11 protein-coding genes are annotated in these 15,215 nt (G+C 45.2%); 4 read left to right on the forward strand and 7 right to left on the reverse strand.

Going from position 1 to position 15,215, the window contains the following annotated elements; genetic code table 11:
- The first annotated feature begins 20 nt into the window (after positions 1-20).
- Entirely contained in the window at positions 21-1,271 is a 1,251-nt protein-coding gene (locus PN836_RS14380) for a WD40 repeat domain-containing protein (protein WP_395339426.1), read from the forward strand.
- On the opposite strand, the gene PN836_RS14385 is transcribed toward PN836_RS14380, so the two are convergent.
- From PN836_RS14385 to PN836_RS14415, 7 genes are all read right to left on the reverse strand, one after another.
- The gene (locus PN836_RS14385; RefSeq protein ID WP_395339428.1) at positions 1,268-4,255 is read right to left on the reverse strand and encodes an EAL domain-containing protein; all 2,988 of its coding nucleotides are present in this window, start codon (positions 4,253-4,255) and stop codon (positions 1,268-1,270) included. The genes PN836_RS14380 and PN836_RS14385 overlap by 4 nt on opposite strands.
- Positions 4,256-4,421: 166 nt before the next feature.
- On the reverse strand, positions 4,422-5,468 hold the full coding sequence (gene nagZ / locus PN836_RS14390; RefSeq protein ID WP_395339430.1) for a beta-N-acetylhexosaminidase: 1,047 nt from the start codon (positions 5,466-5,468) through the stop codon (positions 4,422-4,424).
- Entirely contained in the window at positions 5,465-6,619 is a 1,155-nt protein-coding gene (locus PN836_RS14395) for a heme biosynthesis HemY N-terminal domain-containing protein (protein ID WP_395339432.1), read from the reverse strand. The genes nagZ and PN836_RS14395 overlap by 4 nt, the downstream gene beginning before the upstream one ends.
- On the reverse strand, positions 6,612-7,886 hold the full coding sequence (locus PN836_RS14400) for a uroporphyrinogen-III C-methyltransferase (RefSeq protein WP_395339434.1): 1,275 nt from the start codon (positions 7,884-7,886) through the stop codon (positions 6,612-6,614). Before PN836_RS14400 ends, PN836_RS14395 begins: the two co-directional genes overlap by 8 nt.
- Positions 7,873-8,610 carry a uroporphyrinogen-III synthase gene (locus PN836_RS14405; protein ID WP_395339435.1) on the reverse strand — a complete coding sequence of 246 codons (738 nt, stop codon included), beginning with the start codon at positions 8,608-8,610 and terminating at the stop codon, positions 7,873-7,875. Before PN836_RS14405 ends, PN836_RS14400 begins: the two co-directional genes overlap by 14 nt.
- A 23-nt stretch (positions 8,611-8,633) precedes the next feature.
- Positions 8,634-9,575, reverse strand: coding sequence for a hydroxymethylbilane synthase (gene hemC / locus PN836_RS14410; RefSeq protein WP_395339437.1), 942 nt, complete (start codon positions 9,573-9,575; stop codon positions 8,634-8,636).
- Between the two features lie 36 nt (positions 9,576-9,611).
- Positions 9,612-10,280, reverse strand: a complete 669-nt coding sequence (locus tag PN836_RS14415) for an alpha/beta hydrolase (protein ID WP_395339439.1) — start codon at positions 10,278-10,280, stop codon at positions 9,612-9,614.
- 208 nt (positions 10,281-10,488) lie between these two features.
- Here PN836_RS14415 and gmk point away from each other — a divergent pair, with 208 nt between their 5' ends.
- From gmk to PN836_RS14430, 3 genes are all read left to right on the forward strand, one after another.
- On the forward strand, positions 10,489-11,124 hold the full coding sequence (gene gmk / locus PN836_RS14420) for a guanylate kinase (protein ID WP_395339441.1): 636 nt from the start codon (positions 10,489-10,491) through the stop codon (positions 11,122-11,124).
- Positions 11,125-11,360: 236 nt separating this feature from the next.
- Entirely contained in the window at positions 11,361-13,517 is a 2,157-nt protein-coding gene (locus tag PN836_RS14425) for a hypothetical protein (protein WP_395339443.1), read from the forward strand.
- 128 nt (positions 13,518-13,645) lie between these two features.
- Positions 13,646-15,142 carry a polysaccharide lyase gene (locus PN836_RS14430; protein ID WP_395339444.1) on the forward strand — a complete coding sequence of 499 codons (1,497 nt, stop codon included), beginning with the start codon at positions 13,646-13,648 and terminating at the stop codon, positions 15,140-15,142.
- Positions 15,143-15,215 lie beyond the last annotated feature (73 nt).

Raw genomic sequence — 15,215 nt, forward strand, 5'->3', positions numbered from 1 at the left:
TACAGCCAAACTGGAGCATAATGCATTTAATCAAAATACTTGCCCGCACCTTGTTATTGATGATCGGAACCATTCACATTACAGCGTGCCATACATCCTCATCGCCTGAGTTATCTACGACGTCTTCTTCTGCCGATTCGCCTCAGCAACAAGCGCCTTATTTGCATCATGTGATCACACTTATGGGCGACCCAGACGGGCGCATTGATACTTACTTTGAGGACAATAGTGTTGCAACTGAAGCGGTCGAGTTCTCTCCCAATGGTGAACTATTTGCATCCGTTTCAAAATCCAAAAATACGTCTGCTCGCTTACGCCTTTGGCGACGCTCAGATTACAAAATGTTGTGGGAGCAGACCTTAAGCGGAGAAACCGAAAGTGTCGCGTTTAGTCTTGACGGTCAGTGGATTGTTGCCGGTGGCGAAGATGATTTAGGCTCGGGTGTACTTTATGTATTTGCGGTAACAAACGAAAAGCAAGTACTTACTAATCTTTCTACCGGTTTTAGTAAATCCATAGAAGGCATGCGCTTTTCGCCAAACGGCAAAATGCTAGCTATCGGCGATGAAGCTGGATTCGTTTCCATTATTGCCACGCATATGCCGAACCCTGAAGACTGGTATATTATTGGCAGACACAGCGTTAAAAACAGTGCAGACGATATAGCGGATGTCAATCAAGTTGATTGGACAAGTGATAGCGCATACCTTGTAACCGCTGAGCGTGATGGCGATGTTCACTTATATAGCGCGCTGTCTCTGGTGACAGAATACTTACCCAGGCCAATACGGCGTTATGAAGGTTTTACGGGAAATACGGTTAAATCCGTCAGAATTTCTTCTGATAATACGATGGTTGCAGCAGGAGCCGGTGGCACAATGGGTGTCATGATATGGGATTTTGAGAGCGCTGAATTGATTTCTCATATTAGATCTGAACACGCCCCGCGAAGCAATAGCGCTAAAGTGCTCAATGCTGAGCGTTACGAAAGCGTGGCCTTTAGTCCTGATAGCCAGCATTTAGTCGTGGGGGGGACTTGGCCCGCATGGTGGTTTGCAGCCAATCAACAAGAAAATCTCGGCTATAAGGTGCCCTTAACACATTTCGACATAATAGATTTGAAGAAGCAAGTGGCGGCTGATGCGCCCATACAGTTTCAGCATTATGACGCATGGCGAACTGAATACATCGATTTTAACACGGAGGGCGATCTAGTGGTTACGGGGCATGACGATGGCAGCATCAGATTGTGGCGCGTTAACAGCCCTTAATACTTTTGATTACGGGTCTTCGCCGTACTTTCAACATTAAAATTAGCGTTTGATGGAGAGACGATATCTGTCCACGCGGGTTTCGGCTTTTCAATCGCATAACCTTGCAATACATCAACGCCAATCTTTTTCAATTCTGCGATAATTTCCTCATTCTCAACATACTCGGCAATCGTCTTTTTGCCCATTGCATGTGCGACTGCTTGTATCGATTCCACCATCGCATAGTCAACGGAGTCTGCCGCAATTCCTTGTACAAAACGCCCGTCAATTTTTATATTGTCAATAGGAAGGGTTTTCAAATATCCATACGACGACAACCCGCTACCAAAGTCGTCCAATGAGAACTGACACCCTCTTTGTTGAAAATAGCCCATAAATTCAATCGTCTGATCAATGTTTTCGATTGCGTGTGTTTCGGTTATTTCGAAACATATCTTATTATGCGGGATTTTAAACCGCTCAAAGCATTGAATAATACGCTGTTTTAAGGCTTCGCTCCCAATCGACTGACCGCTTAAATTTATTGAGCAACGCTCAATCTCTTTAATGGCATTACCTTGCTCAGACAGCCACTCAAAACTATGCTCTATGACCCATTGGTCTACTTTAGCCATCAAACCATACTTTTCTGCTACTGGAATAAAATATCCGGGCGAATATAGCTCTCTGATGTCGCGTTCCTTGCCCTCACACAGCATTCGAAGAAGCATTTCATAACCGTAGAAACTCTGCTGTTTGTCATTTCTCACTAACTTTTGAGTATATAAGGTAAAAGTATGTCTGCTTAAGGCATCATTGATTAAGGTGGCTAACGCGACTTCATCGCGATGTTGAGAAAATTCGGCGCTATCGGATGAGTACACACGAATTTGATTTCGTCCCGATTTTTTAGCTGCATAGCATGCGGAGTCAGCAAAACTCATTACATCTTCGATGTTATTTAGACTTTCGCTAAGCTCTACCAAACCAATACTCACGCCCACACTAAACACGCGCTGTTGATGACTAAATCGATACGAGCTAATTGCCTCTAGGACGGCTTGCGCACGTTCAAACGCCAATTCACTGTTTTGTTCAAACAGTATTATGCCAAACTCATCTCCGCCTAAACGGGCAAGCACACTGTCTTGGCTGAGGGTTTTGCTCATAATATCGGAAATTTCGACTAATAATTTGTCTCCCACGTTATGACCAAAGGTGTCATTAACCACCTTAAATTTGTCTAAGTCTATGTACATAACATAGACCTTTGAATCGCTATGTGTCGCATCTATACTATGTTGCAAACGGTTTTCGAATTCGCGCCGATTGTTAATTTTCGTAAGCGGATCGTGTGAAGCAAAGTGTCGTAGCTTTTGTTCGGTAAGTTTGCGCTCGGTGATATCAATCAAAGAGCCTTCAAATACAGCATTATCAGGCGATTGCGCAGCTGTCTCTTCACTGTTCTGAGCGTGCATAAGACGCGTTCTGAAGGTAACTGATGCCCAAAACGGCGTGCCATCATATTTAACAAGCTCGATTTCTTCATCTATCACTTTGCCATACTTCAGGGCTTTGTGAAGCAATCGACTTCTGTCTAGCGGGTTTTTGTAGAGGCTATCCAGATTAGAGCTGAGCCCGTTTAACAAGGCATTTTTGTCTGGATAAGCAAACATTCGCACAAGCGCATCATTCGCGCGAACGACTTTTCGGTCAAAAGTGGTGGTAAAAATACCTTCCACTGCGTTTTCGAACAAATCTTCATAGCGTTCTAAATTAGTGATTGCATTGCGCTGTGCACGAATACGTTTGAGCTTTTCCTGATTGATGCGTTTTGATATCGCCACTGAAAGCCAAACAATTGTAATTACAGCAAAGAATAGCCCTGCAAATTCGGTATAAATTGAATAATCTATCAATTTAAAACGAATCGCTGCTGATACAATTACACCGATGCCAAAGGGTGTCCATGCAATAAGGTAAAGGCGAGCACTTTCATCCTCTTGCATTGTTCTGATGCCTGCATATATTAACGGTAGCATCAGCGCTGCTGTACCGAGCAGCAAAGTGCTTTGAACTATTGCGGCATAAGGAATGAAGGCATACAAACAGGCGATGCATAATGATGCGATTGCGATGGCGTAACACACGGTCAAAAGTAAGGATTTAATCTTTAAAAAATGAACCGAAAAAACAAGATGGCCAACGGTTGCAAATGCAATAGCAAAACCGGGTAAAAATGCGTTCCAATCAGGTGATTCTGGCCATAAAAACTGCATGCCAAGGCCGGATTGAATCATGACTAGAAACGAGACCGTCAATATAAAGGCTGAAAAGCTAAAAAAGAGTTTTTCTTTCGTGTTGAAACTCACAAAAACATTATAAAGACTAGTGATTATAAGCACGCCTAATAGCAGACCAAAAATGAGGTAAAAGTTAATCTGGTATTGGGCAAATTCTTGCGCGCTCCAAACTGATACTGGAACGATGAGATTGCCCGCACTTTTGATTTTAATCAGTGCGTTAACCTCCTCACCGGCGGAAAGTTCTATGGGAAACGCGAAGGAAGGATGCGGCAAAGGCCTCAAATCATGAGTTCGCATGTCGCCAGACTGAATGTGCTGACTAATTTCGTGTTCATTGCGCAAAACAAACAAGTCGACATAGTCGAGTGCGGCATAGCTATTTAATAGAACCAGTGACTGCTTAGTGGAAGCTCGATTTTGAAAGCTGATTTTAAACCAGAAAGTGGAGTCACTAATCCCTAAATTTAAGCTCGGGCTATTAGCAAGTTGCCATTTTTCATTGTCTATCGCAAACACTTGTGCGGCGGAGAGTTTACTGTTTTCATCTTCAATAAACATCATCGATGCACTTGTTTGCGTATATCTAAAATCATCCTCGATTATCAAAGTCTGTTTGCTTTGCGCACGTCCATCAAACGCGATAAGCACTATCATGATAGCCATCAACAAAGCAATAGTGCGATAGGGACTAAGCACCAATAGTGACTCCGGTATCCCAAGCTGGGCGTGTATAAACTAAGGAAAATGACTCAAACCAACAATCTGCTCAAGGTGAACAGGAAGTTTGTTTAAAAAATAGACTGGATTCAAATTAGCAGAGCTTGCGTGTCGGTACAATGTTTAGAACAAAAATACTAGGGCACTACCTTAGAAGGGCGCTTAACTCTGCTTGAGCTGCTTCGATATCAAATACAGGCATTGGGAGCGTCGCCTGTTGTTTAGCATAAGCAGCTCGGTACTTTGACTGGCCGCTCAAAGGAGACGCTACGTCAAGCAAAGAAGCCATTTCTTCAAATTCACCGCTACAATGCAAAACAACGTCGTTGCCAGCATCTAGCGCTTGCCTGGCGCGTTCGGAGATGCTGCCTTTGAGCGCCTGCATGTTGATATCGTCGGTCATCAACAAGCCTTCAAACCCGATGCGTTTTCGAATCAGCTCTTTAACGACTGTTTTGCTCACGCTGCCTGGGTTGAGGCTGTCGATGGCTTCGTAAACAATGTGTGCACTCATTGCCATTGGCGCATGATTTAAAGCCAAAAAGGGTTTGAAATCGCTGTTTTCTAGTTCGTTTAAGCTTGCTTCGACTCTTGGGAGCGTAAAATGAGAATCGCTTCGTCCTCGTCCATGCCCGGGAATGTGTTTGATAACCGCAGACACGTGAGCTTGCTCAAGTCCGCTGATGACCTGCTCACCAAGTGCAATCACTTGCTGGATATTGTCGGCGCTATGCGCATTTCCATATGAGCGCTCATGAATGATGTCAGCAGCGTCTTTTTGCGGGATATCCAGCATAGGCGCGCAATTGACGTTGATGCCGACAGACTTTAGCTCACAGCCGATGATTAGGTTATTGAGAAAGCATGCGCGCAACGCTTTGTGTTTATCTCGCTCGTATAGCTTAGCAAACACCTGTGGACTTGGTGGTATTCGCCATTGTGGATAGGGAAGTCGAGACACGCGACCACCCTCTTGGTCAATTAGCACGACCAGCTCATCGTCGTCCAAGGCCAGTTTAATATCGTCTAATAAGCGTCTAACTTGTAATGGAGACTCAATATTGCGAGCAAATAAAATTATTCCCCACGGCTGTAACTCGCTTAATAGACTGGCTTCGTCTTGTGTTAGAACGAGACCCGAACATGAGACGATGAGATTATTTGCCACTTGAGTGTGATTATCTTCGTTCAATGGACAAGACTTTTATACAGCGCATTTGCCGATTCAAAGGCATTGCGCTTTTCCAATATTGCCGCTAACAACATCATATCTTCTTGCGTGCGGTTAATCTCTATGGCCTTATTGATAGCGCGCTCAGCCAAATCAAAATCGTCACTGTTATAGGCTAAATGCGCCAATACAGAATATAACCGAGCATTTTCAGGTTGTTTCTTGATTTTATCTTCGACAAAACGAATGGCGGGTGTGAGTGAGCTATGACAAAGTTGTTTGAATAAGCCCCAGTAGGCATCATGCTCTTGCTTTTTTGCAAATTCAATGAGCGCATGTTGTGCATCTTCAGACATGCCTTGTTCAATCAAAAGCTGTGCGTAACATATTTGGTTTGCGACATCTTTTCGAGCCGAACGAGACAGATTTTGCCACTTCTCTTTAAGCGCGTTGGCGCCCTGCTTACTAGCCACTTCAGCAAACTCACCATACATTGCTCGTTGTGCCCACATGACGTGATCTTCTTTGAGCACTTTTTTGCTATCGCTCAGCACATCACGAATATCCGTCCAGCGCTCGAGCTTAGCAAGCGCCTGTAATTTCAGTTGTACAACGCTCTCTTGCTTCTGGTCTTTATCATCAAGCTCTGCAAGTACCTCCAAGGCTTTATCAGGCTTATTGTCGGCTAAACCTAACTGCGCTTGTTTTACAATTGCTTGGAACTTTGAAGGGGCATCTACCTGAGCTTTGGCAAGCATTGCATCAATATTGCCACCCTTATTAAGGCGGGCATCAATATCGGCAGCGAGCACATAATTGCTGCCTGCAAAATCGCCACCGAAGGATTTTTTGACATGCTTAAGTGCGTTTTCAAAGTCGCCAATTAAATAAGCGTTTAGGCCAAGATGAAAGGCTTTTTGCTGCTGACGTTTGGAATAGGAGCCAAACCAGTTTCTAGAGTGAGCCACTGCGCGCCAAATTCTCCGAATTAATAAGAAGATGATAAAGGTCGCGACTATAGAGAAAAACGCAACGATGACAGCACTGATTATTGACATTTCAATCACCGTCTCGGGCAGTGCAATAATGACCATGCCTTCCTGCCCGATAAGCGTGTGTCCGAACATCAGTGCAAAGAATAATATCAGTAATAGTATAATGACCTTAATCATTGCTATCACCTAATTGGCTCTCAAACTGGCGTTGCAACCTGCGCTCGGTAGCGTCTTTTAGTGCGTCCACGGCCATCAGTTTTTGCGGATAATCGCGCTCAAAATTACTGTTTTGGAGTTGTTGAAGAGCATTAGTGAATTGCACTACTGAGTTCTCTTCTATCTGATAGTGCTCAATAATCAGGGCCATAGCCTCTTGCAATGCACTTTGATACAGCGTGAAGTGCTCATCCAAAGCGGCACTTTTAGCCTGAGTCAGCGCGTGTTTAAGCTGTTGCTCAATCAGCCATTGCTGTCGCTCAGCTAAATAGGGAGAAAGAGGTTTATTCACCGGAGTAACGGTAATAAAATCGCCCACAATGTCTTCCCATACTATGCTTAAGTTCTCGCGCCAATCGGCCACATCGCTACTTAACTCAGTGTTTTCTTCTGGCTCAGCTTCAGGGAGTTTGAGATTTTCAAGCGGTAACTGGCTCACTTGGGGCAACAGACCCGAGATAGCAAGCGCAATGGATGTGGTAGACATTGGATTAACTTGCTGAAGAGATTGGATGTCACTGGCAATTAACGCTCGTATGGGTAATAGCGATGGGTCACCTAAGTCTTGTAAGCGCGCATCTGCTTCATTCAGTAGCGCAATGGCAGTGCGCAAATCCTGTTCTAAATAGAGTTTTCGACCTGCCATATTGACTAAGTAGTTTGCTTCGGCCAGCAGCCAATCAGAGGGACGACGACCCGATACTTCAGCAAGCTCATTGGCAAGTGTTTGGTCGCTTTGTGCGTTCGCTAGTACCTGCGCTAATACACCGTCGAGGGATTGGTTTAGTGCATCATTTTTGCTTTCAAGCTCTCGCTCTAGTTGCGATATTGATGCACTCAAGGCTTTTACTTCGCTATCTACAAAGCGCTGAACTTGTGCTACCTCCTCTTCGCTATTGTTGTGACCCTGTTCATGCTGTGTATAAAACCAATAGCCCGCTGCACCTGCGCCAACAATTAAGCAAAAATTGATAAAGGTGAAAAACCAAAGCGCCCCGGTTTTTGCTGGCTTCTTGGCTTTTTCAGACGCGCTCTTGGAATCTTGTGAGCGAGCGCTATAAGTCTTCCCCTCTGCTGATTCAGCCGAATAATCTGTATCAGAAGCTGCGTTTCCAGCAGAATGCCTTGCAAGCTCAGTGGAAGCGCTTGAATCAGCACTGGATGAGGCCTTTGCGCTATCCTCTGTCGCACTTGCCGATGAAGCTTTTGCTTTATTATCGTCTGTCATCCAAGACTCCTGATCGTGTTAATTGTTTGGCGCAATTTACTATGCTCAATGTTGATGCACTCTCGCTTTTGACAATGTTTTTAAAGCCCAAGGAGTGCAGATAGTCATAAATGCGTTCGCTTGTGACCATAAAATAGCGCGAGTGCAACCACTGACTCGTAAAGCTCGCTGCGATGTTTTGTGCAATCTCAACGCTGCTGATAATGATACACGCAATTGGTTCGCGCTCAATGTTTGTGATGATAGCACTGTTTAGCGCACTTACCCGTTGATATGCCTCAAAAATATCCACTTTACAGCCCTTTGTCAGTAAATGCTGCTCAATCAGTCCGCGTCCGCCGCGGCCTTTAACAAGTGCCACCGATGAAGTGGTGGATAAATCTGCAAATACCGATGACTGAATAATGCCTTCTGAATTTTGAGGTTCGGCAGTGCTTAGACTCGCATTAAGGCCTTTTTCAACAAGCATTTTAGCGACAAGGCTTGCGCTACCTTCCCCGACACATATGATGCGACTGCATTGATTTACCAAGTCGCTCAAATGCTGGTGCAAAAAATGCTCAGTAAATGTGCTGGTGACGATAATCAGGTCGTAAACGATTGGTATTTGAGTGGACGCAGTATCAATGGGTTCAATTTCAATCACGCAGCATACCATTGAGGCGAGCCCGGCTTCTGTCATAGCCGCGTGCGTTTCGTTGGCCTTTGGTTGTGGGCGCGTCACCAAAAACATGATGTGCTTGAACCCTATTCGCTTAAAGCAGCAAGAATATCAGCCGCTCCCTGCTTGATGAGCTTATCTGCTACTTCAATTCCGACTTTTTCCGGATCATCAACATCACCTGAAGCGCTAGCCTCCAGCACCGTTGCGCCATCCACTGTTGCCACAAGGCCTTTAAGATGAATAACGTCTTCTCTTAGTTGAGCGAAACTGCCAATAGGCACCTGACATCCGCCTTGCAAGCGCGCATTCATAGCTCGCTCTGCACGCACTCGCCAAGCGGTTTCTATGTCATTAAGCGAGCCCAGCAAGGCGATAAGCTCTTCATCGTCGTTGCGACATTCAATACCAACCGCGCCCTGACCTACCGCAGGCAGTGAAACTTCGGGAGGTAACTGTTGTGCAATACGTTGATGCATATTGAGGCGAATTAAACCTGCGGCCGCCAGAATAATGGCGTCATATTCACCGGCATCAAGTTTGCCTAAGCGCGTATTCACATTTCCGCGCAAATCTTTGATCACTAAATCGGTTCGCAATGCGCGAATTTGCGCTTGACGACGTAGGCTTGAGGTGCCCACTACCGCTCCCTGAGGTAAATCAATGAGTTGTGAAAAACGATTAGACACAAATGCGTCGTAAGGATTTTCGCGAGGACAGATGGCATGTAAACCAAACTCCTCTGGAAAGCTCACCGGTACGTCTTTCATTGAGTGCACGGCTAAATCGGCTCGCCCTTCTTGCATGGCGACCTCCAACTCTTTTATAAAAAGCCCTTTGCCACCGATTTTTGCCAAGGGCGTATCAAGAATACGGTCGCCTTGGGTGGACATTGGCACAAGCTTAACCGTGTATTCGGGGTGATAGCGAGCCAGTTGGTCTTTTACGTAATTGGCTTGCCACATTGCCAATGCGCTTTTGCGTGTGGCAATCTTGATGGTGCGCTTCGCGCTAGATGATTGTGTCATTAAAACTGCTTATCCTTTTGCCAACAGGCTCATTATCTAAAGGTGCTGTTGAATAAACTTGGAAATGTCGTTGATTTCTGGCAAGCATACGTTGTGCTGCATGACGTACTCTTTCCATTGCGCCTTATAGCCATTTTCAGTCAGGCTCTGGTAAGCACCTTTGCCTAAAAACAGTGGCACGACCTCATCTTGTAAGCCATGACAGCACAAGATAGGGACATTTGCGTTTTCTTCGCTTTTTTCGCTCGCTAAGCTCTGAGGGGCGCTCATGTAGGTTGAAAGTGCGACAATGCCAGCCAGCGGCTTTTCATAACGAGTGCCCAAATGAAGTGCAATAACGCCACCTTGAGAAAAGCCCGCTAGCAATATTTTATTCGAAGGGATACCGCTTGCGATTTCCTGTTCAATCAAGTCTTGAACCAATTTCGATGACTCAAGCACACCTTCTAAGTCAGCTCTGCTTTCCATATCCATAGACTTTATATCGTACCAAGCGCGCATTTCCATGCCGTTATTTATGGTGACAGGTCGAATCGGGGCATGTGGGAAGATAAATTTTACGCCCATCTCTTTTGGTAGTTTTAGTTCAGGCGCAATAGGCGCAAAACCGTTGCCTGAATCACCTAAGCCGTGTAACCAGATGATGGTGGCTTTATGCTCACCTTCTGCCTCTTGAATAACCCCTTCTAACTGCAATTGACTCATGCTTTTCCTATGTTGTGATAAAAGTAATGATGAATGAATACTAATTTATGATTCGTGCGCGCTAAACGCCCGCAAAGTTCGACATGAATTTGTTTATCTATGGTAGCATATTCGTCGTTTTTAAGGCTACGCGGCGCGCACGTAAAAGTCGTAAACGCAAAATGGCAAAACACACCAAGACATCAGATAATAACGCAAGAGTAAGTATATGGCTCAATCATTAGGTAATCTGTTTATTGTTGCCGCGCCGTCAGGTGCTGGCAAATCTAGCTTAATTAAGGCACTGATTGAGTCACATACTAAAGGCGGTTTGAGTAACTTGCCACAGCTGTCGGTATCACACACTACGCGCTCGCCAAGAGAGGGCGAAGTTGACGGCGAGCATTATCATTTCGTTGATAAAAGCACATTTGAAAAACTTATCGCGCAAGATGCATTTTATGAGTACGCCGAAGTATTCGGAAATTACTACGGTACATCTAAAGCGGCAATTAGCGACAAGCTCGAGCAAGGTATAGACGTATTTTTAGATATTGATTGGCAAGGCGCTCGGCAAATAAAAGCGATTAACGATAAAGTTATAGGGATTTTTATTTTGCCGCCTTCGGTAGAAGAGTTACACAAGCGTTTAGTAGGTAGAGGCAAAGACTCGGAAGAAGTGATTCATAAACGTATGAGCGAAGCCCTATCAGAAATGTCGCATTTTAATGAGTTTGACTACGTGCTGGTTAATGACGACTTTGATGCAGCACTGCATGATTTTAGGTCAATCGTAAACGCTAGTTCGCTGTTGCTTGAAAAGCAGATTCTCAAGCACAAGGATTGGCTTGCATCGCTTCGTTAAACGCGATGGTAAGAGCTACAATTCAATTCCATTATACCTATAAGCAGTAAAGCTCAAGACTGTTCAAAATTTGACAATAAGGATCACTTTTAATCAAAAAAATCTTGACGAATCTGAAAATCAGTTAATACTGATGTAATCAAATCGCTCAGTACCATCCTGTAAAGCAAGGTCGTATTTCAGTTTGATGTATTTGATGTTAACTCGCCATTAACTTAATACTTCAGGAATACAATATGACACCTTTCAAAAAGGCCAATGTCTTTGCATTGTCGTCTCTCATTCTTAGCTTACATGTGTTTACCAGCGCTCAAGCGCAACCGCTTCCAGATTGGTCTAAAGCAGGTTACCTAGAAGGCGCAGGCTTGCCCAGCGAATCGAATTTTACTAATAATGATAGCTGTCTTATTACGCCCGATGAGCTTCAAACTGAATTCGGCGTTTATAGTAACGACACTTATGATGATAGTGTCGGTATTCAATCGGCTATTGATTATGTGAAAGCGAATTGTAATGGCAATTACAACAATCTATCTCGTATAACGCTGCCTGCAGGGGAGCTTCGTATTGACCGTCAAATTGGTGTGGACGCAAGTTTTTTAGTGATACGCGGGCAAGGCAACAGTCCTTCAAATGCTACATCGACCCAAATTGTCTTTGACCCGAACGAGGACACTCGCTATGACGGTATATCCGATTTTAATTTAAATGACATGACCGGGGAAGGCACCGCAAAGGGCGGTTGGATTTGGCCTGGCCGAGGCGCATTCAGAGTGCAATCTCGCGCGGTACATGCCTCTTACGCAAGCAGCTATGGTAGTGCACCTGCAAACCGACGTGACTTTTTCGAAGGTTCAGTAAATTTTCATTGGAAAAACGAAAATATTACGGCCAATGCAAGTATGGGCGACAGCGAAATAAGGCTCAACAATGTGAATGGCTACACCGTGGGCAGTTATGTATGGGTGGGTTCGGCAAATAGCAATAATTTTTATGATTTACAGGGTGTACTCGATCAAGATCGAATAAATGGACATATGCGCCAGCAAATGTTCAAAATTGTATCAGTTGATAGTGGCGCCAAACGTATTGTGTTAGACAAGCCGCTAGAGTTTCCCGTATTCACGAACAATTCCGCAGATGGCTCACCTGCCCTGAAGGGAACAAACTACCGAAGCCGCGCTGCAAACCTCGATGTGGTAAAGGGTGTTGGATTTGAGAACTTCTACTTAACGCAAGTTGCCCCTCCTGGCTTTAACCCGGCGGATGCGAAAAACAATTACAATAATATCGACCATGAAGGCGCATTGCACGGCCTTGTGTTTAAGTGGGCGGTGAATGGTTTTGTTCGAAATGTCAGTGTATTTATGAGTGGCTCACATCCTATCGTAACTGAAATGGCAAAAAACATGCAGTTTGAAAACAATCGATTGGAAGGTTCTTGGAACAAAGGAAAAGGAGGCAATGGATACTTTAGAAACAGCAAGCTTTGGGATAGCCTTGTTCGCAATAATACACTTCGAGATTTGCGCCATCTTACCTTGCAATGGTCTGCTTCCGGAAACGTGGTGAGTGGTAACGATATCGATGCGGATTTAAATCTGCATGGTGGCTGGGAGCGCTTTAATCTAATTGAAAACAATACGGTAAACGTTCCCTTTGAACACCGAGACTGCAGCCCCGACTGCGCGGTGGGTGATGAAACCTGGTATCCAATTTGGTATGCACCTGGTGAGCATGCAGGTGGGTGGTCAGGTGCTTCTGGCCCGCAAAATGTGTTTTACAAAAACACACTTAAGAAACAAAGCGCTCCCGATGGTCCTTTTGTTGATTTCTCTCCATATGGCACAAATTCTGACACCATTTACATGTTCGCTTGGGATACCTTAAGTCCAGCGGGCAGTCAATGGCGACACTTAAGACAATCAGATTCGCTGATTCCTTTTTGGACTGGCAGAGAGTTGTTGGACTACACAACAAGTAACCAAGGCATTAACGCGAATTGTCGTTCTAGTGCATCATCGCTTGTGGGCGCAACGATTAGCTGCAGGGGTGAAACGGATCCCATTGATGACCCTGATCCAATTGACGACCCAGATCCAATTGACGACCCAGACATACCAGGTGCATGCATTGCCTACAGCAGCGGGCGACAAGACATTCAACTAACCGGGGCCAATTGTGTCAGCGTACCAAGTGGTTTAGATGGACGCCGTGTCCAAATTTGGAACAACAAGTCCGGTGACGGCTGTGGTTTTAAAGGCACTGTCAGCGACAATGCTGGTGGGTCATTTGCCATCACTAATACCTATGCAAGTGGCAGTGGGCTAGTTGGAAGTCAGCTCTCGTTTACCGGAAATGGGTGCACAAAAGTTCGCGTGCGGGTCTACTAGACCCTCTGTATAAAAACAATAATAGATACTAATTGGAGACGAGCGACACGCGTCTCATTTACTAGCTCTCGCATAAGTCCAAATCAGTCATGATATCCATCAGGATACGCAAAATATTGGAGTAAATTATGCAATTTCGATCGATACGGTCACAGAAGAAGTTTTGTCAAAGTGCGGTTCACAAAGGCCTTGCAGCAGTCTTACTATTAAGCGTGGTAAACGCTCAGGCGCAAGTTGTGTATACAAACGACTCAGAGGGCTTACCCCTAGGTCTGGTTAACGATGATGCAATTAAAGAAAACTGGGACTCCCGATACGCAAAGGGCCCAGACGAGGGCCGCGTTAGCATAGTCAATGATGCGATTACCGGCAAAGGGCTTCGGATTCTTTACCCTGCGGGTGGCAATCAGTCCTCGCCAAGCGGCGCCACGTGGGAAACCGACATCCAAATTAGCGCTGATGAGCTATACATGGCTTACTGGGTTAAATTCGATGCTGATTTTCAGTTTGTAAAGGGAGGAAAATTACCCGGCTTAGCTGGTTCGACGTCTTTTCCGTACGGTGATAACGACTTCACTACTCGACTCATGTGGCGAGAGGGAGGCAAACTAGAGTTTTACTTGCACGGATTTCAACTTGATAACAATGAAGGTTCAGAGCCATATCGTCTATTTTGGGACGATTTTGGCGAGCACGCCCGCGTGATACCCGGTCAGTGGCACCATATTGAAATTCGCCAGCAGCTAAATACGCCCGGGCAGTTAGACGGTCGCCTTCAGGGTTGGTTAGACGGCGTTTTAATGGTCGACGATTCCAGTAACTCCGGTGTCAGGGACGGTGGTCAATCAAATACAAAAATCAATCAGCTATATTTTTCGACATTCTTTGGCGGCTCAAGTGCCCCTGCTAGTCAATGGCAGCCTAGCTCCGATGTATACGCAAATTTTGATGATTTTATTGTATCCACACAGCGTATCGGCATAAACGGTGAAATACCGGATACGCCCCCAAGCAATCTAAGCCCTAGCGTTACGTTTACCTCGCCTAGCGGCAACTTAAGCGTGGATGAAGGATACAGCGCTTCATTTTCGGTTTCAGCGAGTGACTCAGACGGCGCTATCGATAATGTCAGTCTATTTATTGATGGCTCCTTAATCAGACAAATCAATTCCGCCCCATTCATCTGGGGTGCTGGTAGTGGCGATGATTCCAGCGAGCTTGATGGTTTAGGCGCTGGAGCATATGAAGTATTAGCCGTGGCTACTGACGACGATGGTGCAAGTTCTACCGATGCTTTTATTCTGACAGTTAACTCTGGCGCAAGTGGTGGAAGCGATGACACCTGCATTGCCGTGTCCGTGGCCAATGTCAAGACTGAAATTAATTTGGGTAGCGCTGGCTGTATTGAATTTAGTCAAGATTTAGCCGGTCGCAGACTGGCGGTATGGGATAGTGATAACACTGGCGCATGTGATTTTAGGGGTTCTCTTAGCTCTCAAAATGGCTCAGGCAGCCTAGTGGTGCCTGACAACTATGAGGCAACGCGTTCAGTTTCTGGCACAGTGTTTAGCGTAAATAATGTTAGTGGAAATACCTGCAGACAAATGAAAATTAGAGCTTGGTGACACCACTATCACACTTCACAAGAATTGCGACAAAGCAATCAGAAACCTTACTCGCCTTATTACATGCAACCCG

Origin of the sequence: Ningiella algicola, assembly GCF_028401415.2 — a bacterium.
In the GTDB taxonomy this organism is placed as follows: Bacteria; Pseudomonadota; Gammaproteobacteria; order Enterobacterales; family Alteromonadaceae; genus Glaciecola.

What these genes read in the sequence shown, in the direction of transcription:
- PN836_RS14380 (WP_395339426.1), top strand. Translation starts at nt 21, where the DNA reads ATGCATTTAATCAAAATACTTGCCCGCACCTTGTTATTGATGATCGGA.
- PN836_RS14395 (WP_395339432.1), bottom strand. Translation starts at nt 6,619, where the DNA reads ATGATTAAGGTCATTATACTATTACTGATATTATTCTTTGCACTGATG.
- PN836_RS14400 (WP_395339434.1), bottom strand. Translation starts at nt 7,886, where the DNA reads ATGACAGACGATAATAAAGCAAAAGCTTCATCGGCAAGTGCGACAGAG.
- hemC (WP_395339437.1), bottom strand. Translation starts at nt 9,575, where the DNA reads ATGACACAATCATCTAGCGCGAAGCGCACCATCAAGATTGCCACACGC.
- PN836_RS14415 (WP_395339439.1), bottom strand. Translation starts at nt 10,280, where the DNA reads ATGAGTCAATTGCAGTTAGAAGGGGTTATTCAAGAGGCAGAAGGTGAG.
- gmk (WP_395339441.1), top strand. Translation starts at nt 10,489, where the DNA reads ATGGCTCAATCATTAGGTAATCTGTTTATTGTTGCCGCGCCGTCAGGT.
- PN836_RS14425 (WP_395339443.1), top strand. Translation starts at nt 11,361, where the DNA reads ATGACACCTTTCAAAAAGGCCAATGTCTTTGCATTGTCGTCTCTCATT.
- PN836_RS14430 (WP_395339444.1), top strand. Translation starts at nt 13,646, where the DNA reads ATGCAATTTCGATCGATACGGTCACAGAAGAAGTTTTGTCAAAGTGCG.